Source organism: Peribacillus sp. NPDC076916 (assembly GCF_050269675.1).
GTDB classification, from domain to species: domain Bacteria; phylum Bacillota; class Bacilli; order Bacillales; family DSM-1321; genus Peribacillus; species Peribacillus aracenensis.
Window position 1 is genome coordinate 266,088 of sequence record NZ_JBNNIU010000003.1, and the last position, 21,245, is coordinate 287,332.

General features: G+C 44.0%; 15 protein-coding genes. 8 read left to right on the top strand and 7 right to left on the bottom strand.

All coding sequences use genetic code 11. The annotated features are described in order from the left end of the window. Positions 1-299 precede the first annotated feature (299 nt). Positions 300-1,637, top strand: a complete 1,338-nt coding sequence (locus ACQKFG_RS10820) for an amino acid permease (RefSeq protein ID WP_427559700.1) — start codon at positions 300-302, stop codon at positions 1,635-1,637. A 40-nt stretch (positions 1,638-1,677) separates the two neighbouring features. Here ACQKFG_RS10820 and ACQKFG_RS10825 read toward each other — a convergent pair whose 3' ends face one another. Next, positions 1,678-3,351, bottom strand: coding sequence for a ribonuclease J (locus tag ACQKFG_RS10825; RefSeq protein ID WP_427558736.1), 1,674 nt, complete (start codon positions 3,349-3,351; stop codon positions 1,678-1,680). Positions 3,352-3,718: 367 nt separating this feature from the next. Further along, positions 3,719-4,615: a TetR/AcrR family transcriptional regulator gene (locus ACQKFG_RS10830; RefSeq protein ID WP_427558739.1), complete on the bottom strand. Its 897-nt coding sequence runs from the start codon at positions 4,613-4,615 to the stop codon at positions 3,719-3,721. A gap of 200 nt (positions 4,616-4,815) precedes the next feature. On the opposite strand from ACQKFG_RS10830, the gene ACQKFG_RS10835 reads away from it, so the two are divergent. Next, positions 4,816-6,321: a DHA2 family efflux MFS transporter permease subunit gene (locus tag ACQKFG_RS10835; RefSeq protein WP_370662560.1), complete on the top strand. Its 1,506-nt coding sequence runs from the start codon at positions 4,816-4,818 to the stop codon at positions 6,319-6,321. Between the two features lie 380 nt (positions 6,322-6,701). Here ACQKFG_RS10835 and ACQKFG_RS10840 read toward each other — a convergent pair whose 3' ends face one another. After that, entirely contained in the window at positions 6,702-8,705 is a 2,004-nt protein-coding gene (locus ACQKFG_RS10840; protein WP_427558742.1) for a YhgE/Pip family protein, read from the bottom strand. A gap of 121 nt (positions 8,706-8,826) precedes the next feature. Here ACQKFG_RS10840 and ACQKFG_RS10845 point away from each other — a divergent pair, with 121 nt between their 5' ends. Continuing rightward, a complete protein-coding gene (locus tag ACQKFG_RS10845; protein ID WP_427558745.1) occupies positions 8,827-9,729 on the top strand; it encodes a LysR family transcriptional regulator in 903 nt (300 codons plus the stop codon). A gap of 176 nt (positions 9,730-9,905) precedes the next feature. Next, positions 9,906-10,607, top strand: a complete 702-nt coding sequence (locus tag ACQKFG_RS10850; RefSeq protein ID WP_427558747.1) for an alpha/beta fold hydrolase — start codon at positions 9,906-9,908, stop codon at positions 10,605-10,607. Between the two features lie 30 nt (positions 10,608-10,637). On the opposite strand, the gene ACQKFG_RS10855 is transcribed toward ACQKFG_RS10850, so the two are convergent. Beyond that, positions 10,638-11,255, bottom strand: coding sequence for a TetR/AcrR family transcriptional regulator (locus tag ACQKFG_RS10855; RefSeq protein WP_192206294.1), 618 nt, complete (start codon positions 11,253-11,255; stop codon positions 10,638-10,640). Positions 11,256-11,445: 190 nt separating this feature from the next. Between ACQKFG_RS10855 and ACQKFG_RS10860 the strand changes: the two genes are divergently transcribed. Continuing rightward, entirely contained in the window at positions 11,446-12,204 is a 759-nt protein-coding gene (locus ACQKFG_RS10860; RefSeq protein ID WP_427558751.1) for an SDR family oxidoreductase, read from the top strand. Positions 12,205-12,570: 366 nt separating this feature from the next. Here ACQKFG_RS10860 and ACQKFG_RS10865 read toward each other — a convergent pair whose 3' ends face one another. The 3 genes from ACQKFG_RS10865 to ACQKFG_RS10875 all read right to left on the bottom strand — a co-directional run bounded on the left by ACQKFG_RS10865 (position 12,571) and on the right by ACQKFG_RS10875 (position 16,184). Next, complete coding sequence (locus ACQKFG_RS10865; protein WP_063232459.1) at positions 12,571-13,272, bottom strand: FadR/GntR family transcriptional regulator; 702 nt, start codon at positions 13,270-13,272, stop codon at positions 12,571-12,573. A 160-nt stretch (positions 13,273-13,432) separates the two neighbouring features. Continuing rightward, positions 13,433-14,791 (bottom strand): glucarate dehydratase, encoded by a 1,359-nt coding sequence (gene gudD / locus ACQKFG_RS10870; protein WP_427558754.1) that lies wholly within the window; start codon positions 14,789-14,791, stop codon positions 13,433-13,435. Between the two features lie 31 nt (positions 14,792-14,822). Next, complete coding sequence (locus tag ACQKFG_RS10875) at positions 14,823-16,184, bottom strand: MFS transporter (protein WP_427558757.1); 1,362 nt, start codon at positions 16,182-16,184, stop codon at positions 14,823-14,825. 321 nt (positions 16,185-16,505) lie between these two features. On the opposite strand from ACQKFG_RS10875, the gene kdgD reads away from it, so the two are divergent. The 3 genes from kdgD to garD all read left to right on the top strand — a co-directional run bounded on the left by kdgD (position 16,506) and on the right by garD (position 21,192). Further along, entirely contained in the window at positions 16,506-17,438 is a 933-nt protein-coding gene (gene kdgD / locus ACQKFG_RS10880) for a 5-dehydro-4-deoxyglucarate dehydratase (protein WP_427558760.1), read from the top strand. A 17-nt stretch (positions 17,439-17,455) separates the two neighbouring features. Continuing rightward, positions 17,456-18,919 carry an alpha-ketoglutaric semialdehyde dehydrogenase GucD gene (gene gucD / locus ACQKFG_RS10885; RefSeq protein ID WP_427558763.1) on the top strand — a complete coding sequence of 488 codons (1,464 nt, stop codon included), beginning with the start codon at positions 17,456-17,458 and terminating at the stop codon, positions 18,917-18,919. Between the two features lie 737 nt (positions 18,920-19,656). Further along, a complete protein-coding gene (garD, locus tag ACQKFG_RS10890; RefSeq protein WP_342614408.1) occupies positions 19,657-21,192 on the top strand; it encodes a galactarate dehydratase in 1,536 nt (511 codons plus the stop codon). The last annotated feature ends 53 nt before the right edge of the window (positions 21,193-21,245 follow it).

A 21,245-nucleotide genomic window follows, 5' to 3' on the forward strand; every position in this document is an offset into this window, starting at 1 on the left:
AAAGAGCCTAAATGAAAAAAAGCTTAATGGCTATTTCCATCATCCCTGGATTATCTTTATCGGCGCTTATCAAGGCATTTCTGCCGTCGTATCACAGTGCTTATTACATAGCACTTCAATTCTTATTCGAATACTTGATTTACCATTTGGCAAATTTCTTCCTTACATAATTCATTGTGGCATTATCAACACTATGAATGATGGAAGGAGGTAATGTTATGACAACAAAAGCCAATTGCCGTTCTGCTAAAGGGAAGACTGCTCAAAATTCAGCAGCATCCGGTGAACAACAAGGCGATATGAAATGGTGGCAGTTATCATTGGTCGGTGTTGGCTGTACGATCGGGACAGGGTATTTCCTCGGTTCGGCCATAGGGATTAAAACGACTGGGCCATCCATTGTATTTTCATTTGTTTTGGCTGCACTAGGTACTTACATCGTTTATAATCTGCTAGCTAAGATGACGGCTGCCGATCCTCAAGAGGGCTCTTTTTGTTATTATGCCAATAAAGCATTTGGACGATGGGCTGGCTTTAGCTGTGGCTGGAATTATTGGTCCTCCAATATATTGATCATGGGAAGCCAGCTTACTGCGCTTTCGCTATTATCACAATTTTGGTTTCCGAAGGTCCCGCTGTGGTTATTTGCATCCGGTTTTGCCATTGTTTCGATCGTGGTGGTATTGCTGGGAACAAAAGGGTTCGACAGAGTGGAAAACATACTTGCGATAATTAAGACGGCAGCGATCGTAATGTTCATCATTATTGCAATATGTGCCGTTTTCGGCTGGTTTGGTCTTGATGGAGGGAAACCGCCCTCATTTCCGAATAAGATCAATGAATTATTTCCAAAAGGGCTAAAAGGGTTTTGGACATCCCTTATCTATGCCTTTTATGCGTTTGGCGGCATTGAGGTCATTGGACTGATGGCGATGCAGCTTAAAAAGAAGGAAGATGCGCCTAAGGCAGGGACGATCATGCTCTTGGTTCTTACCATCATATATGTGATTTCATTGGGGTTAGCCGTAACCATGATTTCAATAGGGGCATTCAGTGAAAAAGAAAGCCCATTCGTTTCGGCATTGGACAGTTATCACCTGGCATTTTTCCCGCACGTTTTTAATGGTGCGATCATCATTGCCGGTTTCTCGACGATGACCGCTTCACTATTTGGTGTAACCAATCTATTGGTAACCCTCTCCGATGATGGGAATGCACCCGCATTATTCATGCAAAAAATCAAGAAATTCAAGGACCTTCCACTGCCCTCACTCGGTCTTGGAGCCTTGGGACTTTTAGGATCAATCATCACTGCCTTGCTCCTGCCAGGCGAGATTTATGAATATATTACAACATCAGCTGGGATATTACTTTTGTATAACTGGGCATTCATCATTCTCTCTTCTTTTAAAATCTTGGAAAATAAGATTTGGAGTAAGATTACGGCCGTTTTCGGACTTCTTTTAATTTTGGCCGCCATAAGTGGCACCCTGCTTGAAAAAGAGATACGTCCAGGGTTCTTCATCAGCCTTTTATTCATCGTGATCATCGGTCTTGCCGCCGTTTTCATGAAGTTCAAGGTTTGGAGTAAGAACAAGGCGATGGCCGCAAAAGCGAGTAAATCAGGGCTTGATTGAAAAAAGGAACTCGAGTCGAGTTCCTTTTTGTGATTTGGCGCTAAACCTCAATGATGATCGGAAGGATCATTGGTTTTTTCTTAGTTTGAGTAAAGAGGTATTGCCCCAGTTCTTTCTTTATGGTTTGCTTAATGACGTTCCAGCGGTATATTTTTTCACTTTGTAAGTCATTGACCGTTTTCGTGACAATACGGTTCACATGCCTAAGGAGATCCTCGGAATTTTGAACATAAACAAATCCCCGGGAAATGGTATCGGGTCCTGATACTATTTTTCTTTCCGTCTTGCTTAGTGTGATGACGATCACGAGCATTCCATCTTCGGAAAGCTGCTTACGGTCCCGCAGAACGATTTCTCCAACATCACCAACGCCAACACCATCAACAAAGGTATTGCCAGCAGCGACCTTTCTCGTTTGACGGGCAACGGAGTTTTCAATATCCACCACATCGCCGTTATTGATGATGAAAGTATGCTCCTTCTCCACCCCGACAGACTCAGCTAGCAATCGATGCTGGTGCAACATCCGATACTCACCGTGAATCGGTATGAAATACTTGGGTTTCATCAGTGTAAGCATGAGCTTTAATTCTTCCTGATAGGCATGTCCGGAAACATGCATGCCCGTTACAGTCCCAGAACCGTAAATGACTTTGGCACCAAGTTGAAACAGGTTGTCGATGATGCGTGAAACATCCCGTTCATTTCCGGGTATTGGAGTGGAGGCAAGAATCACTGTATCATCAGGCAATATACTAATATCCCGATAATTCGAACTGGAAAGCCGGGAAAGTGCAGCAAATGGCTCTCCTTGACTTCCTGTACATAAAACCGCGACCCTTTCAGGAGCATATTTATCCACTTCTTGCGGTTGGATAAGCATCCCATCAGGAACCTCAAGGTAGCCGCGTTCAATGGCAACGGATACGACGTTCACCATGCTTCGTCCAATCAGGGCGAGTTTCCGGTTTGTCTTCTGTGCAGCGTTCACAACTTGTTGAACGCGATTGACATTTGAAGCGAAGGTCGAAAGAATGACTTTCCGTTTTGCCTGCATGAAGGCTTCTTCAATATGGCTGCCAACCAGATGCTCCGAGGGGCTTGAGCCCGGGCGTTCAGCGTTCGTGCTTTCAGATAATAAAACCAGTACACCTTCACTCCCGATTTTGGCCATTTTATGAATATCGGGATACTGATCATTCATGGGAGTCAAGTCAAACTTAAAGTCCCCTGTATGAACGACCGTGCCTTCAGGCGTATGCATGGTAACTCCAAGGCAATCGGGTATACTATGATTCGTTTTGAAAAAGTCCAGAACCATCTCCCCAAATTCCAACCTTGAATCCGAATCGATCTGAATTAATTCCGTATCAGCCAAAAGGTTATGTTCTTTTAATTTCAATTCAATCAAACCAAGTGTTAAACGTGTGGCATAAATGGGTACATTCAATTTTTTCAGGAAATAAGGGATCCCGCCAATATGGTCTTCATGCCCATGAGTCACAATTAAAGCGCGGATCTTCTCCTTATTTTCCTGAAGAAAGGAAATATCGGGAATGATCAAATCGACTCCTAATAAACTTTCATCAGGAAACTTAGCCCCACAATCAATAATGACGAGATCGTTAGCATATTGAACCACGTACATGTTTTTACCGATTTCATTCACTCCGCCCAGAGCCAGTATGGACAAAGCATTCTCTTTCGCACTCAAGTAGATAGACCTCCCTTTATGATGATAATGATAGTGTTTCCATAGGTCCCTTTTAAAAAACCAACTCTTTTTTTTAGGCTCTTTTCGTAAAGATTGTTGTTTTTAAAACGAAACGATTTAACGTTAATTGGAGCGCAAGTGCGAGACTCTTGCGGGAGCAGCGGGACAGGTGAGATCCCACAGGCGTTTACGCCGGGGAGGCTCACCGCCCGCCCCGCGCAAAAGCGAGCATCTGGAGGGGAAATCAACCACACCGCTATAAATAGCAACAAAGTATGCGAAAACAGCCTTTTTTTAAAAACAGGGCAATTCAAAAAGCCATAAAAAAACACCCGCCGTTTTAGGCAGGTGCGTGTATCTTCAATCTTCATAGGCTCAAGCAAGAATTGATGCTTTTTTCAAAAGTCTCAATGTTTGCTTGGACCTTTGATGCATATCCAGTTTTCAAAGTGAGCAGCAAACTTTCTATCAAGAATTTTCGCGGCTTGTCCGACTGCATCAGCTCATCTTGGATAAAGTCGATCAATTCAATGGCTCTTGTTCGATCTTCATCGCAAGGCAAAGCTTTGTTTATCGCTTTTTTCAATTCCGTGGTGGTTTGAAGCAAATCATTATGGCAAGGATCAAGGTTGTTTGTAAAGTTTGGAAACCACTTATCCATTAGTTCCGGGTCAATGATCTGTTCCCCGCTTTCAGCCACTTCATTGACTAAGCGGACAATGCGGTTCATGCAATAGCGGATAATTTGTATGTCAGGTGTACCGGCGGGATTGGCCCGATAGCTAAAATGATTCATGTGGGTCATCATCGAATGAAAGATGATGACGCTATCTAAAAGATAGGGTTTTTTGCTTTCCCCGAATATATCGATAAAACGATTATATATCCAGCGTAAGTTCAACAATACTGTATTATTGATGAATTGTTTTAATTCTTCATCGTTGGAAACACGGACTTCTTCGATCAGGATAAGCAATTTGCTCTGCTTGTTCACCATCATCTGCAAATCAAGCTGCCGGATGAAAATTTCAATATCGGCTGAATCTTGACCAATCAACAGTTTTTCCCTGTCATGGCGAATCTTTGTATAGAAGGAACGGAAAATGGCTATAAATAATTCACCCTTCGAAGGGAAATAATTATAGAATGTACCTTTTGATATACCGCTGCCATCTAAAATGTCCTGGATGGACGTGGCCTGGTAGCCTTTGTCAATAAACAGCTTATGAGCCGTATCGATGACATTCTGCCTTCGATTATTCATCATATCACCTAATTTTCATTATACTGCTTGTATAAAAATAATCGTACTCTATTTTTCATCACAGTACAAACCCTTATTTAAACCAGTAAATTTTTATTGCAAAAAATGAACTAGGGGTATATTATTGATTTTGTGAGATTGGAATATACCGCTCGTCTAATAAAATGAACCAATAGTTTGAATGGAGGAATAGATAAAAAGTGAGTACTGCACAAACAAATGAGAAAAAGGGTTCGTATGGCATTTTGGCCATACTGATGGTCGGGGCGTTTATATCGATACTGAATTCAACCCTTTTAAATATTGCACTGCCATCAATCCAAACAGACCTGGGAGTCGAGACTTCCACAGTCCAATGGCTGACAACGGGCTATATGCTCGTGAACGGAATCATGATTCCGACAACTGCCTTCTTAATAAGAAAATATTCGGTGCGTAATTTGTTCCTGACAGCCATGCTCCTATTCTCAATCGGGACGATCGTTGCAGGTGTAGCGCATGTATTCCCGCTATTATTGAGCGCACGTATGGTTCAGGCTGCCGGTTCGGCAATCATGATGCCATTATTAATGAACGTACTTTTAACTTCTTTCCCTGTTGAAAAACGGGGCTCGGCAATGGGACTTTTCGGTTTGGTCATGATGTTTGCCCCTGCAATCGGGCCGACGCTTTCAGGCTGGATCATCGAACATTATGATTGGAGAATGCTATTCCATTTCATTACTCCGCTAGCCTTACTAGTGCTTATTTTCGGCTTCTTTAAACTTAAAGACCACAAGGAAAAAGTCGATATCTCAATTGATAAAATATCGGTCATCCTTTCAAGCTTAGGCTTCGGCGGTTTGCTTTACGGATTCAGTTCGGCAGGCAGCAAAGGCTGGGACAGCCCGTGGGTATACGGAACACTGGTAGTCGGTGCCATCTCCCTGATCCTTTTCATAACACGCCAGCTTAAAATGGAAACACCAATGCTTGAGTTCAAGATCTTCAAGCACCCGATGTTCGCTTTATCCGCAACGATCTCAATCGTACTGAACATGGCGATGTTCTCGGGGATGATCTTAATTCCGATGTACACACAAACAGTACGTGGCATTTCACCATTCGATTCTGGATTACTGATGCTTCCAGGTGCGTTATTAATGGCCCTCATGTCACCGGTTACCGGTAAGCTTTTCGATAAGTTCGGTGCCCGCATCCTTGCTTCAATCGGTTTGCTTATCACCGTGGTAACTACGTATTTGCTAAGTAAATTATCAATGGAAACTACGTATACAGAAATTGTAATCCTGTTTTCCGTTCGTTCCTTCGGGATGTCAATGTCCATGATGCCGATCATGACAAATGGCTTGAACTCGCTGCCAGCCCGCATGAACCCGCATGGTACGGCCATGAATAACACACTGAACCAAATTTCCGGTGCGGTCGGTACGGCATTGCTCGTTACGGTCATGTCTAACCGTGCAGCTTCTACTGCCGAAGATTTAATGACGAAAGCGATGAGCAAATTAACAAGCCAGCCCACCGCTGAGATGATGGGCCAAATGAAAGCCCAAATCGGGATGCAGGCAATGCTGGATGGAATTAACTTCTCCTTCTTTGTATCTACCTTCATTGCCGGTGTGGCGCTGATTCTGGCATTATTCATTAAGCGTGCTTGGCCGGCTGAAGAAAAACCAGCTGTGAAAAAAGATCAAACCGCTTAAATGAAACAATAAAAGGCCCTATGCCACCTGAATCGTTCAGGCAGCATAGGGCTTTTTCTTTTAGGCTCTTTTCGTAAAGGTTGTTGTTTTTAAAACGAAACGATTTAAGGTGATTGGAGCGCAAGTGCGAGACTCCTGCGGGAGCAGCGGGACAGGTGAGATCCCACAGGCGTTTACGCCGAGGAGGCTCACCGCCGCCCCGCGGAAAGCGAGCATCTGGAGGGGAAATCAACCACACCGCTTTACTTGGTAAATAGCAAAAAAGTATGATAAAATAGCCTTCTTTTAAGTTCAGCCGACTTAATCAGTATGTTTTAACCATGTGATTTTCACTTGTATATAAAAAAAGCGCAGTGCCATTTGCACTGCGCTTTTTTACATCAAGATGTCACTTCCTCTGAAGCTGCTTTTGCATGCTGGATATGACTGGCCATCCAGCCAATGATCGCTGCCGAAACGAGATAGGCTAATAAGATCCAAATCTGCGTTTGCAAGTTTTCCCAGCCGCCTAGTGAGATGACCTCTTGAAGTTCCTTTAATGAGTGGGCCATAGGTAAAAGTTGACCGATTTTCGTCAATAATGACATGCCCAGTTCGCCTGGGAATGTTCCGCCGCAGGTCACCAATTGGAACACGAGAAGGGTCACGGCTGCGAATTTGCCCACCACTCCGAATACGGTCACCAACATAAGAATGAATGTCATGAAGGTAAATGAAACGATGATGCTTGATAGAATGAATACAGGGACACTGGCCACGTGTAAATGGAATCCAAGAAGGACGACTGCATCCACTAGAAGTGCCTGTATCAAGCCTATTACATATACGAGCAATAATTTATTCGTGAAATGAACGGTTCCGGTAACCTTAAGATTCTGCCTGCGGCCAAGCGGCAAGATATTGGAAGCCATGATGCCGCCTACATAAAAGGCCAATGACAGAAAATAAGGGGCAATCCCGGTTCCATAGTTAGGTACTTCAGATAAATTGGATTGGACCAATTGTACGGGCTCAGAGAACATCGAAGTTGTCGAATCGTCGTACTGAAGACTGGCAGTTTTATCGGCGGCTTCATTAAGCTTGGTGGATAATTTGCTTGAACCCGTTTCCAGTGAAGCCAGTCCGTCTTGAAGTTCCGTCGATCCACTGGCTAGCCGGCTGCTTCCGCCGGCTAGCGAATCGATTCCGGCATGTAAAGTGGAGAAACCATTTTTCCATTTAAATAATCCATTCGCCAATTCTTCAGAACCCTCGTTTAATTGCTCGGCACCCGAGGTAGCTTGTGCCATTTTATTACCAAAGGCATTCATCCCGGTTTGAACGGTTGCTTGTCCATCAGCCACTTTGGCAGCACCTTCGCCCAATTGCTTTTGATTGGCATGTAAAGTGGCGGCTGTTTTGGATAAACCTTCCGATAGGGCAATGATTTGCTTGAAGTCTTGATCCTTTATTGCATCAGGATGACTTTTCATATAGGCATCCAATTGTTTTTTTAGAGTATTCGCTGTATCGGCAGCCTGTTCTTGCCCTTGCATCAATTTTGCATTTCCGGCTGACCAGTTCTCAACACCCTTACTTACTTCATTCATCCCATTTTCCAATGAGTCATGTGCATCAGATAGCTGCTCCATGCCAGAATGCAAGTTGTGGGAACCTGTTGCTAATCCTTTCGCACCATCCGTTAGGGCTTCTTGTCCGTCCAAGAGCTTGTTGCCTCCTGTTTGCAGCTTCTGAGCGCCTTCATTCAAATTCTGGATGCCATCATTCAATTTCTCACTGCCACTTTTCGCATCCGCCGTTCCTTGATGAAGTGTTTCCGCTCCATCTCCGGCTTCCGCCAAGCCGTTAGAAACGTCCTGGAACTTTGAAAGGATGCCTTCAGAATAGACTTTCGTGATGCTTGCGTTGATTTTTGCCGTCATTTTTTCAACAGCAGTGGAGCTGATCTGTGAGGCAACGAAGTTCTTACCTGGATTGACAGTATACAAAAGTTTAGCCGTTTCCGGTTTTTTATCCATTAAAGTCGTGACATTTTGCGAAAAATCTTCCGGAATCGTGACTACCATATAATAGGTACCTTCCTTAAGACCCGTATTTGCCTCCTTTGCCGTGACAAAGTGAAAATCCAATTCTTTCTGCTTTTTCAATTGTTCAACGAAATCCTCTCCAGCCTCGACTGGCTTATCGTCCATTTTTGAACCATTATCGAGATTGACCACTGCCACAGGGAGCTGATCCAACTTTCCATAAGGGTTCCAATATCCTGCCAAGAAGAAACCTGAGTAAATCAATGGAACGACCAAAAGGAAAATCAAGGCGATTCTCCCGTGTTTATGTTTCCACATTGCTTTTATATCTTGAAATACAAGTTGTAAACCTTTCATTATTTGAGCCTGCCCTTTCTAACTAAGAGATTATTTCATCATAATGGCTTTTTTGGATACTGTATAATACATAATTGATTATGTAATAATAGATTTAAATCTATGTGAAAAGAGTGGGAAAATGGAAATATTACAGCTCCAGTACTTTCAAACCGTAGCACGGTTGGAACATATGACGAAGGCTGCGGAACAACTTCAGATTGCTCAGCCATCCCTCAGTAAAACCATATCCCGGCTTGAAGAGGATTTGGGAGTCGCACTGTTCGATAGGGAACACCGGAAAATCAAGCTCAATGCAGCCGGACGAATTTTCTTGAACCGTGTTGAACGCGCTTTTGCGGAACTGAATGAAGGGAGGCGCGAAATAGTGGAATTAACTGACCAAGACCAAAAGAACATCACCTTGGCCGTTACCATTCCCAGGGTCCTGCCTGATTTATTGGGGACATTTTTATCTCAATACCCGGATGTCCGTTTTCAACAATTCCTAAAATCCATATCATCCATGAAGCAGCTTCTAATAGAAGGGGAAATTGATTATTGCATATCATCTGTTCCGATTGAAGGTCCAGACTTAAAGTGGGAACCGCTGATCACCGAAGAAATATACTTGATCGTGCCTCCCAATCACCGGCTGGCAGGCAGGGAAAGCATTACACTTCAAGAAGTGAAAGATGAACCATTCATCAGTATGAACACAGGCTTCGGGTTCCGCAGCCTCACCGATCAATTTTGCCTCGAAGCGGGATTCGTCCAGCACATCGCATTTGAAGGAGATGAACCTGCTGTCATCTCGGACCTTGTCAGGAAAGGTTTGGGAGTCGCCTTCGTATCCGAGCTGACATGGCTTCATCAAACCGGTTCATTATCCCATAAAATCCGGATAACCGAACCTGCTTGTCAAAGAACGATAGGGCTCGGCTGGTCAGAAAAACGCTACTTCACCCCAGTAGCCAAGCAATTTCGGTTATTTGTCATGGATTACTTCGCTGCCGCCAACTCCGCCAGACCAAAGGATCAATAAATGTGGGAAAGGTCGAAATAATCGGATTAAGACAGGAATGAATAGCTGTTAGGGCGAATTAATGGGTCAAGGCATAAAAAGTATTATTTAATTATCGTGAACATAGTATTTTAGGAGGTTTTCTTAAATAAATCGGGTTCAAAAAGACCAATGCCGATCCTAGGAGATGAATGGAGATGGAAATACGGGTTAATCAAATTGAATTGAATGGACACACGTTTCAATACCGGGAGAGCGGGGATGTTTCTGCACCGCCGGTTGTTGTTCTTCATGCGCTGGGCAAAAGTGCAGAGTCATGGGATCAAGTGGCTGCCGCATTAGGTGAAAATTATCGTGTATTGGCTCTAGATCAACGGGGACACGGTGGGAGTGCGAGAACTAGTACATACACTTTCGAATTGATGTGCGATGATTTGCTTCATTTTGCGGATGCGCTGAATTTGGAAGGATTTTCGCTAATAGGGCATTCCATGGGAGGGACAGTTTCCTATCTTTTTTCGCAAACTTTTCCTTCGAGGATAGATAGGTTGATTGTCGAAGATACGCCTCCACCTTTCTCGGATGAACCAATAGATATTCCTTCCCAACCTTCTGGCCCTCTGCCGTTTGATTGGCAGGTTGTGCCTTCGATTCTACAGCAGCTTAATGAACCCGAACCCGAATGGTGGGCACGCCTTACCGATATTATGATTCCGACGCTTGTTATAGGGGGAGGGTCGAGCCATATCCCCCAAAATAAATTGCAGGAAGTTTCCGAGCTTATTCCGAATTGCGAATTGGTGACGATAGAGGATGCAGGACACTTTGTGCATGAAGATAATTTATCAGCTTTCTTGTCTGCCGTAACAAGGTTTCTTTCCAAAGGGCAGGCGTATTAATGAGATAGGAGGGGTGTCGATGCAGCCCTCTTATTCCTGCTTAAATGTATGGTTTATTTTATAGACGGCATTTACCGATTTATTATTAATGATTTCCAGTAACTGTTCAGCCATATAGTCAGCGCTGTATTTAAAGCCGGTGTTGACCCATTCGATGATCATGCCTAATATCGCATATGCTTGGTAACTGGAGGCAAGTTCTGTATTGATCTTAGGATTCGGTCGGTAATCTTCTAGGTCTTCCAATGGAAGTTTCTTTAATTCATCACAAATCCTTTCCAGTAAAGTAGGCCATGCATTCGACTTTAGGATGAGGGTATAAATGTTTGCATAATTAGCTACATGTTCAAATATTTTGACCACTGAAGCCGTTAGTTCATTGATGGTGAAAGTTTCAACATTTTTATAAGGTTCCCGGTAAGATATGATCAAATCCGCAATTACATCCTCCATGACCTCTTCAAGCAGTTCCTCTTTATACTGATAGTGTTTGTAAAATGTACCTCGATTAAGGTCGGCGCGTTCTACAATGTCAGTAATCGATATTTCCCTGAAATCCTTGTTTTGCATTAATGATATGAGAGAATCTTTCAAAGCCAGTTTGGATTTCCTGATCCTTCTATCAATCCCAGTGTTATTATTGGACATTTTCTTCACCCTTTGTTGGTTATTGTGCTTTTAATGAACATAATGAATACTTTTTGTTCATTGTTCAACATCAAGGTCAGCATTTGCTGATTGTATAAGCCTATTGAAACTAATTATACTATAAAGGAAGTAAGTTAATGAACATCTGTACGATAAGTATCACTTCACTAGAATGAATGGGGGAGTTCAAATGAAATTACAAGACAAAGTTGCAGTAGTGACAGGCGCAGCATCCGGCATGGGGAAACAAATCGCTATAGATTATGCTAGAGAAGGGGCTAAAGTCGTCGTATCGGATTTAAATCTTGATGGTGCGAATGAGACGGTAGAAGAAATAAAAGCGAATGGCGGAATGGCTTTTGCCATTAAAACAAACGTAGCGGTGGAGGAAGATATTCAACATTTGATCGATACCACGGTAAGTACGTATGGTACGGTGGATATTTTGGTGAATAACGCAGGTATCATGGATGGCATGGAACCTGCTGGAGACATTGAAGATTCTAGGTGGGATCGGATTTTTGCCATTAACACGACAAGCGTCATGCGTTCGACTAGAAAAGTATTGCCGATCTTTTTGGAAAAACAAAAAGGGGTCATCATCAATATTGCTTCTGCTGGCGGTTTGCACGGTGCTCGAGCGGGCGCAGCATACACTGCCTCTAAGCACGCAGTGGTTGGGTTCACAAAAAACACGGGTTTCATGTATGCCAATAAAGGGATTCGCTGCAATGCAATAGCACCAGGCGGAGTTGAAACCAACATCGGTTCCAGCATGTCGAGCATCAATGAGTTCGGCATCTCTCGCCAACAATTGGGTATGGCCATCAATCCACGCAATGGCAAACCTGAGGAAATCGCTAAAGTGGCTTTGTTCCTTGCTTCAGACGATTCCAGTTTTGTTAATGGCACGGTCATCACGGCAGATGCTGGTTGGAGTGCATATTAAGCCGTAAATGAACAAGAGGATGGTCAAGAGAACTTGGGACTGATTCATGCATTCCTGCTAGTAAGCAGGGATGCATTTTTTTGAGTGGAGACTTGGATGGGGATCGGGAGGTTTCGACTTCATCGGGGAACATTTTCATTTCAATCGAAAGTGGATAAGTGGGGGCTGGATAGATCAACTACTATCCAGATTTTTCTCAATAAGAATGATGCTATCAATTGGATTTAAAAGATAAGTTGAACTCTGAAATCTTGGAAGCAAAATAGGTTCCCTGAAAAAATCCACTTTCCCTATGAAATTGGATCATTAGAGTGATCCATTAGTTTGCTGCGATTACTTCCATCCATCTTCCACACAAACGATACATTAATTTGCGTGAGAATATTGAAGGACTTTCTGACGGACGTAATCAAGGTGCTTGTACATTTGACTGAATGCTTCATGTGGATCATGTGCTGCAAGTGCCGCATAGATGGCTTTATGATACTTTACAGTCAGTTCCCGTTCCCTGAATTGTATCAGGCTATTTATTTTATTATGGGTAATCAATAAGGAATCGATCATGCCTTCAATAATGGGATTGTTCGCACTTAAAGCAATGATCTTGTGGAATTCTTTATCGGCCTCTCCATAATCGTTGTCTTCACTATTGGCAATCGTGTCAATCGTAACTTGCAGTTTCTCCAGTTGTTCGTCTGTGATCTTCTCGGCAGCCATAGTTACCAGTCCCAACTCCAATGCCATTCGCGCTTCGATGATCGCTGGTAAATTATCCGTAGCCAGCGCCAGCATGACAGAGAATGGATGTGTACCGATTTTATCGTTAAAAAAGGTTCCTTCACGCGTTTTCCGTGTAATGACTCCTAGTGTATCAAGTGCACTGAGTGCCTCCCGTAAAACAGGCCGGCTTACTTCAAGTTCTTTCATAAGTTCCATTTCAGGAGGCAGTTTGTCGCCTGCTTTCATTTGTCCGCTGACGAGCAGATGCACGATTTGATCCACGACTTGTTGTGAAAGAGTGTTGCGATGTACCGATTGTACGCCTAATTTCTTTGACGATTCTTCCATTGTGTAACCCCTTTTCTGTTAAATCCTATATGTATTCATACTGTAAGACTAATTATATAATATAATACACTTATTTGCATGTAAGGAAGAGAAGAACCATACCCAAAAAAAGTAAAATGCGCCGCTCTAAAGAGAGAGACGCACGCATTGTTGGAAAAAATCATCTGACAAGGCAAGGTGATTTTGGATTGAACTCCCATCCGGAGATCAGGTATTGCATCGCCATTGAATCATCACGGGCACCAAGTCCTTCTTGTTTATAAAGCTGATGTGCCTTCTCGATTTGTTCCATATCCACTTCAATTCCAAGTCCGGGCTTGGAAGGGACATCGACCATACCGCCGACTATTTTAAAAGGTTCTTTCGTCAAACGCTGCCCATCCTGCCAAATCCAATGGGTATCGATCGCAGTGATTTTTCCTGGTGCGGCTGCAGCAACGTGTGTAAACATGGCAAGCGAAATGTCAAAGTGATTATTCGAGTGTGATCCCCATGTCAATCCCCAGTCGTTGCACATTTGAGCGACACGGACGGAGCCTTGCATCGTCCAAAAATGTGGATCGGCAAGAGGGATGTCCACGGATTGAAGTTGAATGGAGTGCCCCATTTGCCTCCAGTCCGTTGCAATCATATTAGTAGCGGTCGGAAGGCCCGTTGCGCGCCTGAATTCCGTCATGATTTCCCGGGCGGAAAAACCATTTTCCGCTCCGCATGGATCCTCCGCATAGGCTAAGACATGATGTTGATCCCGGCAAAGTTCAATCGCATCCTTAAGCAGCCAGCCGCCATTTGGGTCAAGGGTGATCCTGGCTTCAGGGAAGCGTTCCGCAAGAGCCGTCACCGCTTCGATTTCTTCTTCCCCGCGCAAAACTCCGCCTTTCAGTTTAAAATCATTGAATCCATAGCGAGAGTGGGCGGCTTCGGCCAAGCGGACAATCGATTCAGGTGTGAGCGCTTCCTCATGACGGAGGCGAATCCAATCATCTTCCGCTTCAGGCTCGCTTAAATAACCAAGATCCGTTTTATTGCGGTCACCTACATAAAATAGGTAGCCTAGCATTTCCACCTTATCACGCTGCTGTCCTTCGCCGAGAAGGGCTGCAACTGGAACACCTAAATATTGGCCGACTAAATCCAGAAGTGCCGCTTCCAATGCTGTTACGGCATGGATGGCTATACGGAGATCGAACGTCTGAAGGCCGCGGCCTCCCGCATCCCGGTCCGCGAACTGCTTACGGATGGTATTCAGAATGTTGTTGTATGTCCCAATGGACTGGCCGACAACCAATTGTTTGGCATCTTCGAGCGTCCGGCGGATTTTTTCGCCTCCGGGAACTTCACCTACACCTGTATTACCCGCATTGTCCTTCAGAATAACAATGTTCCGGGTGAAATAAGGAGCATGGGCACCGCTCAAATTCAACAGCATGCCGTCATGGCCAGCAACTGGAATAACGCTCATTTCTGAAATTACCGGTGTGCCGATTTTTACATGATCCTTAAGCATTTGATTGTTCATGATTCTTCCCCCTACCAGAATATTTAGTTGACTATGATTTTAACTCTACACGTTTGATTTCACCAACAAGGAATAAATAGCTGCAGACTGCGACAAGAGCATTGGCACATACGAAGACCAGCGCCCCATTAAATGATCCTGTCGTGGCAATGATGTATCCGATGATAATCGGTGTTGTAATGCCTGCAATGTTACCGAATGTGTTGAAGAGCCCGCCACTGACACCGGACATTTCCTTTGGTGAGGTATCGGCCACTACCGCCCAGCCGAGTGCCCCAAATCCTTTTCCGAAAAACGCAAGGGCCATAACGAATATAACCACCCATTCCGTATCTACATAGTTTGCAGCTACCAAGCTCATCGATAGAACCATCCCCACAACAATTGGCACTTTTCGTGCGACAGTCAATGAGAATCCCTTCCGTAACAAGAAATCCGAGAATGTCCCTCCGAGAATGCCGCCAAAAAATCCACAAATGGCTGGAAGGGAAGCGACGAGTCCAACTTCAAGAATGGTCATCCCTCTTTCTTGTACAAGGTACACAGGAAACCATGTCAGGAAAAAGTACGTTAACGTTGTAATGCAATATTGTCCGAGATAAACACCTAACAGCATACGGTTTGATAAAAGCTGCTTAATATTATTCCAGTTGACGCCTTTCTTTTCTTCCTTATTTGCAGTGGTTTGATCCATATTGATCAAAGCGCCGCCTGCTTCGATATATTCAAGCTCAGCTTTGTTGATGCGCGGATGTTCCTTTGGGCCATATATCGTTTTCAGCCAGAAGAAAGCGACGATGATTCCTAAAGCGCCCATAAAGAAGAAGACGTATTCCCAACCAAATTTATACGTAATGTAACCCATGATCGGTGCAAAGAGAACGGTTGCAAAATACTGGGCAGAATTGAAAGTGGCAGCCGCGGTTCCGCGTTCATGGCTTGGGAACCAGGTAGCAACGATGCGGCTGTTGGCCGGGAAGGAAGGAGCCTCTGCCAATCCAACTAAAAAACGCAGTCCGAACAATACCATGACAGCCATTCCGGCAGAGCCGAGAAATCCGATAAACCCTTGTAAAAGCGTAAAGGTAGACCATAGCGTGATACTCCAAAAGTAAACTTTTTTTGAGCCAAAACGGTCCAAAAGCCATCCACCCGGAATTTGTCCAGCTACGTAAGACCATGCAAAAGCGGAGAAAACATAGCCCATCATGACTGAATCGAGACCAAGCTGACCAGACATGTCCGTACCTGCGATTGATAGCGTCGCACGATCCGCATAATTCAGAGCTGTAACCAAAAATAGCATGAAGACAATGAACCATCGTGTCCGTGTTTTTTTCTGGGCATACGGCAGTTTAGGAGATGTTTGAAAAACTTTTTCTTCAGCGTTCATATACTCACTTCCTTAAACGTATTTAATTATATTTTTTGGTTGTTACCGCTTACAATGTCGGCCGCGTCTCCCTTCGTGAAAATTCTTAATATTTAGTTTTGTCCAATGGTAAGACAAATGAAATTGTTTGTCAATCGCTTTTTTTATAAATCTTTTTTCATTTTAGCTCCTTAATGATCGTGCTTTTTTTGTATATATTAGAAGCGAAATTATTATGGGATAAGGTGGTGGATTGATTTTTCAGAAAATAAAAAAAATACGATTGACCAGAAGGTGTATTTGTCTTACAATAAAACAATAATACACAAGGGGGAATACAAGATGAATAAAATTCGCAAGGCGCCTAAAGGGATCCTCGGATTTCCCGTGGCACCATTTACAACGATTAACAAGCTTGATGAAAATGCACTCGCCCAAAATATCCAATTTTTACTAGATGAAGGACTCGAGGCTATTTTCGTAGCATGTGCAGCAGCGGAATATCCATCATTAAGTAAAGAGGAATATGAAGCGATGGTTGAGGTGGCCGTATCCGTCACGGCTGGAAAAGTCCCTGTATACACAGGGGTAGGCGGGAATATTCAAACTTCCCTGGAACTTGCCAGAATATCAGCGGATAGAGGGGCAGACGGATATTTAATATTACCTCCATATCTTGTTACTGGAGAACAGGCAGGTCTGGCGGCTTATTTCAAAGCGATCGCAGAGAGTACAGACTTGAATTCCATAGTATATCAGCGTGATAATGTTTCACTTTCAATTTCAACTTTGGAAGCGCTTGCGGAGGTCCCGCAGGTGGTCGGCGTCAAAGACGGTCTAGGCAATATGGAGTTGAATGGACTTCTTACATATACCTTCGGAAAGCGTTTCGGCTGGCTGAACGGAATGCCGCTTGCGGAAGTTACCATGTCGGCCTACGTTCCACTCGGCTTTGACTCTTACTCATCTGCGATATCCAATTACATCCCGCACATCTCACGAAAATTCTATAATGGCATTTTGAGCGGAAATCAAGAAACGGTCAAAGAAATTTACCAACAGGTCATCATGCCAATCAATAATATTCGCCGTCAGCGAAAAGGGTATGCCGTTTCTCTCATTAAAGCAGGTATGGAGATTATGGGAATGCCAGTTGGGCAAACAGTCAGATTACCAATTCTTCCGGTGGAAAAAGAACATTATGCAGAAATGCAAACGATATTAGAGAATGCTTTAGATCGTTTTCCAAAAGAAACACCAATTCAATCAATCTAATAAGGGCGGGATTATAGATGATAACTACAGTTCAAACAAAAACGTATCTTAACTATATTAACGGTGAATGGGTTGCTTCCATTTCAAATGAAGTTGAAAAAAGTTTAAACCCGGCAGATAATCAGGCAATTGTCGGATATGTACAGAAATCTGCCAAGGAAGATTTGAACCTGGCAGTGGAAGCGGCGAAAAAGGCGAAAGATAAATGGCGCAAACTAGCTGGTTCAGAGCGCGGGGAGTATCTATATAAAGTAGCGCATATTCTTGAAAAGCGGATTGATGAAATCGCAGAATGTGCAACACGGGAAATGGGTAAGACCTTTGCGGAAACAAAAGGGGAAACGGCACGCGGTATTGCGATCCTGAAATACTATGCAGGAGAAGGAATGCGTAAAGTGGGGGATGTCATTCCATCCACCGACAGTTCAGCGCTTATGTTCACGACACGTGTCCCGCTTGGTGTAGTGGGTGTCATTACACCTTGGAATTTCCCAATCGCCATCCCGATCTGGAAGATGGCTCCTGCTCTCGTTTATGGGAATACGATTGTGGTGAAGCCAGCCACCGAGACGGCCATCACCTGTGCGAAGATCATGGAGTGTTTTGAAGAAGCCGGTCTACCGGCGGGTGTTATCAATATGGTCACAGGGCCGGGCAGTGTCATCGGGCAGGGCATCGCCGATCACGAAGATATAAACGGCATTACCTTTACCGGCTCAAACGGCGTTGGGAAAAGGATTGGACAAGCGGCGTTAGCACGCGGAGCGAAATACCAGCTTGAAATGGGCGGGAAAAACCCGGTCATCGTTGCAGCGGATGCGGATCTAAATCTGGCTGTAGAAGCAGTCATTACCGGCGCGTTTCGCTCGACGGGGCAAAAATGTACCGCGACAAGCCGTGTCATCGTTGCAGCTGAAGTTTATGAAGAGTTCAAGCAGCTGCTGGTGAAAGAAACGAAAGGCATTTCCATCGGGGATGGATTGGATAGCGGGACATGGATGGGACCATGCGCTAGCGAAGATCAATTAAATACGGTTCTTTCTTATATCGAAAAGGGAGTCGAGGAAGGCGCTGCACTTCTAACTGGCGGAAAGCGTGCTGAAGAAGGCACTCAGGCTAATGGCTTTTATGTAGAGCCTACGATTTTTGATAACTGTACGTCAGATATGACAATTGTACAGGAAGAAATTTTTGGTCCGGTGATTGCTTTATTGAAAGCTGATTCAGTTGATGAAGCCCTGCAACTTGCGAACAGCGTCGAATACGGCCTTAGTGCTTCGATTTTTACAGCCAATATCCAACACTTGCTTTCATTTGTTAAAGATATGGAAGCCGGATTGATCAGGGTCAACGCTGAGAGCGCAGGCGTTGAATTGCAGGCGCCATTTGGCGGCATGAAAAACTCCAGTTCCCACTCCAGGGAACAAGGAGAAGCAGCAAAAGAGTTTTTTACATCCATTAAAACGGTGTTTGTAAAATAATATAACGTGAATGCGATCAATGGATAACGCTTTCGAATGAATGATTAAAGAACTTATGAAGTTAATGAACCTGGAAGGAAGTTCAATGATGAAATCGCATTCCGATCATGATATGGCAGACTGCGATAAAATTCATTTGCTTTCATCACTTTATCTAAGCCCTCACTTTATTACGAAGAGTAAAAATAAAAGGTATTAAATGTTTCTTAAAAATTAAGCGGAAAAAAGAGGAAGCGTATGACAACGCATCAGCAATGAGACTGAACATCCTAAAAAAACCAATGTGCGTGCTTGCCTGGTGTATTGTTCATAGGAGCTCTATCCTGCATTTTCATAGTAAATAAACCTGAAAGAATCGTATTGATAGCTAAAAAATTAAAGGCTCTTTTCGTTAAGATTGTTGTTTTTAAAACGAGACTATTTAAGGTTGATTGGAGTGGAAATGCGAGACTCCTGCGGGAGCAGCGGGACAGGTGAGACCCCACAGGCGTTTACGCCGGGGAGGCTCACCGCAGGCCCCGTGGAAAGCGAGCATCTGGAGGGGAAATCAACCACACCGCATTACTTGGTAAATAGCAACAAAGTATGCGAAAACAGTCAAATTAAAAGAAAACGAACTTTTGAAAAATGAAGATTCCCAATAGCATAAGGAATATAATTGAAGCCATTTAAGAAGCTACATTTATATCCATAACAGACAAGTATGCTAGCTTTATTATATTGAAAGGGTTGGTAAAGTGGATACGAAAACGCAACTGACGGAGGTACCGCTTTATATTAAGGTAAATAGGCTAGACAATGTCGCCATCGTGGTTAATACGGGGGGGCTGGATCAAGGAACCGTGTTCCCTTGTGGGCTTGAATTGAAAGAAAGAGTACCACAAGGCCACAAAGTGGCTTTAATGGATATAGTCGAGAATGAAGCCATCATCCGCTATGGGGAAGTTATCGGCCATGCGGCTGAATCAATCAGTAAGGGATGTTGGATTGACGAGTCATTGGTGATGCTTCCGGCTTCCCCGGATTTAAAGGAATTGCCGGTAGCAAATGATATACCCGAAGTTTTACCCCCGCTTGAAGGTTATACATTTCAAGGATTCCGCAATGAAGATGGCAGTGTTGGAACCAAGAATATATTAGGCATTACAACAAGCGTTCAATGTGTAGTGGGCGTGCTGGATTTCGTCGTGAACCGGATAAAAAAAGAGCTTCTCCCGAGGTATCCGAATGTTGATGATGTTGTCGCCATAAATCACAACTATGGGTGCGGTGTCGCAATCAATGCACCGGAAGCGGTCATTCCCATTCGCACGATACAGAACCTTGCGAAACACCCGAATTTCGGCGGGGAAGCCTTGGTAGTTGGATTGGGGTGTGAAAAACTGTCTCCAATGAGAATAAATCCAAGCGGGGACGATTCAGATATCATTTCCCTTCAAGATCAGCATGGATTTGCGGGAATGGTCCAATCCATTATCGAAATGGCCGAGGAACGTTTAATCAAGTTGAACCGCAGGCAGCGGGAGACGTTTCCGGTTTCCGAATTAGTCATCGGCACGCAGTGTGGAGGAAGTGATGCATTTTCTGGTGTGACAGCTAACCCTGCAGTGGGATATGCTACAGATCTGTTAGTTAGGGCAGGGGCAACCGTTCTATTTTCTGAAGTCACAGAAGTACGGGATGCGATTCATCTATTGACGCCCCGTGCAGTGAATGAAGAAGTGGGGAGAGCGTTAATAAAGGAAATGGATTGGTATGATAACTACCTGGCTTTAGGTGATGCCGATCGAAGTGCCAATCCGTCTCCAGGAAACAAAAAAGGCGGATTGGCCAATGTAGTGGAAAAATCATTAGGCTCCATTGCCAAATCCGGAGGCAGCCCCATTTCAGGCGTACTGGCTCCAGGTGAAAAAGCAACGGAAAAAGGGCTGATTTTTGCAGCTACACCAGCTAGTGACTTCGTTTGCGGAACGCTGCAGCTCGCTTCCGGCATGCACCTTCAAGTTTTTACAACCGGAAGAGGCACACCTTATAACCTGGCAATGGCTTCCGTCATCAAAGTATCTACAAGAAATACATTGACCGAGCAATGGAAAGATCTGATTGATATAAATGCAGGAACTATCGCTACAGGTGAAGCAACCATAGAGGATGTCGGGTGGGAAATGTTTCACCTCATATTGGAAGTGGCCAGCGGTAAAAAGAAAACCTGGGCAGAGCATTGGGGCCTGCATAATGATTTGGCCCTGTTCAATCCTGCGCCAATTACCTAATAATGATGTTACTTAAGAAGGACTTCCTTTTAAAAGGGGTCCTTTTTTGTTGG

Excerpts from the sequence above, each read along its gene's own strand:
- kdgD (WP_427558760.1), top strand. The coding sequence starts at position 16,506 with ATGAATAAAATTCGCAAGGCGCCTAAAGGGATCCTCGGATTTCCCGTG.
- gucD (WP_427558763.1), top strand. The coding sequence starts at position 17,456 with ATGATAACTACAGTTCAAACAAAAACGTATCTTAACTATATTAACGGT.
- ACQKFG_RS10860 (WP_427558751.1), top strand. The coding sequence starts at position 11,446 with ATGAAATTACAAGACAAAGTTGCAGTAGTGACAGGCGCAGCATCCGGC.
- gudD (WP_427558754.1), bottom strand. The coding sequence starts at position 14,791 with ATGAACAATCAAATGCTTAAGGATCATGTAAAAATCGGCACACCGGTA.
- ACQKFG_RS10855 (WP_192206294.1), bottom strand. The coding sequence starts at position 11,255 with ATGTCCAATAATAACACTGGGATTGATAGAAGGATCAGGAAATCCAAA.
- ACQKFG_RS10875 (WP_427558757.1), bottom strand. The coding sequence starts at position 16,184 with ATGAACGCTGAAGAAAAAGTTTTTCAAACATCTCCTAAACTGCCGTAT.
- ACQKFG_RS10840 (WP_427558742.1), bottom strand. The coding sequence starts at position 8,705 with ATGAAAGGTTTACAACTTGTATTTCAAGATATAAAAGCAATGTGGAAA.
- ACQKFG_RS10830 (WP_427558739.1), bottom strand. The coding sequence starts at position 4,615 with ATGAATAATCGAAGGCAGAATGTCATCGATACGGCTCATAAGCTGTTT.
- ACQKFG_RS10865 (WP_063232459.1), bottom strand. The coding sequence starts at position 13,272 with ATGGAAGAATCGTCAAAGAAATTAGGCGTACAATCGGTACATCGCAAC.
- ACQKFG_RS10820 (WP_427559700.1), top strand. The coding sequence starts at position 300 with ATGAAATGGTGGCAGTTATCATTGGTCGGTGTTGGCTGTACGATCGGG.
- ACQKFG_RS10850 (WP_427558747.1), top strand. The coding sequence starts at position 9,906 with ATGGAAATACGGGTTAATCAAATTGAATTGAATGGACACACGTTTCAA.
- ACQKFG_RS10845 (WP_427558745.1), top strand. The coding sequence starts at position 8,827 with ATGGAAATATTACAGCTCCAGTACTTTCAAACCGTAGCACGGTTGGAA.